Genomic DNA, 1,011 nt, shown 5'->3' on the forward strand with positions numbered 1-1,011 from the left:
TCTTATACTAGAAGTTCGACCAAATAGTATAAAAAGGAAATTCAGATGCAAGACTATTCTATCACAAGCCAGAGCAAAGGGAAACACCTGACCAATCAAGACCGTTTAAACATTGAACGTTGGCACAATAAAGAAGGACTGAGCAACCGTGAGATTGCGCGCTTATTGAATAAAGCTCATGGGACGATTGACAGAGAGATGAAGCGAGGGGAAATCCAGCTCAAGCGGAAGGTAAAATACTCTGCTAAAAAGGCTCAAGAAAATTATGAAGGATTGAGGGCTCACAGTGTTCGTCCGAGTAAACTCACGACTGAGATTGATTGTTATGTGAGTACACGTCTTAAAGAAGACAAGGACTCTTTGGAAGTCATTCATCAGGCTCTAAAAGGAGTTTCTCTGAGCAGCCTCTACAATTGGGTCAACTGGGGCTGGTTAGAAGCCAAGCGTCATCATCTTTTCTATCCGCAGTATAAGGCGGCAAAGAAAATCAAACCTCGTGCGCCAAAGCATCCTTTTGGCAAGTCTATTGAAGAACGGCCTGATTTCATTAACAATCGCTTAGAAGTGGGGCATTACGAGATTGACACGGTCATTCTTACGAGAGCTAAGAACAAGGTGCTTTTGACGCTCACAGAGCGAAAATACCGCACGGAGATCATTCGCTTGATTGATGGGAAAACAGCACAGGCGGTCAATGATGAGCTGGTGGAACTTCAAAAAAGTTATGACTTCAAATCCATTACCCCTGACAATGGCCATGAATTTGCAAGGCTCTCTGAGGTCGTAAGCTGTCCAGTTTACTATGCACACGCCTACGCGAGCTTTGAGCGAGGGACGAATGAAAACCATAACCGAATGATTCGTAGGCATCTGCCAAAAGGCACAACAAAGACGACCCCTGAAGAAGTCGCCGCTATCGAGTATTGGATGAACCATTATCCAAGAAAAATGTTCAACTATAAGAGTTCATATGAGATGAGCTTGGCTGGCTAACTTGGACTTGCAATTTGC

The 1,011-nt window shown here is 44.0% G+C and carries 1 protein-coding gene; it reads left to right on the forward strand.

Features of this window, described 5'->3' with window-relative positions:
- Positions 1-45 precede the first annotated feature (45 nt).
- Positions 46-993 (forward strand): IS30 family transposase, encoded by a 948-nt coding sequence (locus tag LRA01S_RS10560; RefSeq protein ID WP_061775560.1) that lies wholly within the window; start codon positions 46-48, stop codon positions 991-993.
- Positions 994-1,011: the final 18 nt, after the last annotated feature.

Origin of the sequence: Pseudolactococcus raffinolactis NBRC 100932 (genome assembly GCF_001591765.1) — a bacterium.
Lineage (GTDB): Bacteria > Bacillota > Bacilli > Lactobacillales > Streptococcaceae > Pseudolactococcus > Pseudolactococcus raffinolactis.

Bases quoted from the DNA above. Each gene is read 5' to 3' on its own strand.
- LRA01S_RS10560 (WP_061775560.1), top strand. From the start codon at position 46: ATGCAAGACTATTCTATCACAAGCCAGAGCAAAGGGAAACACCTGACC.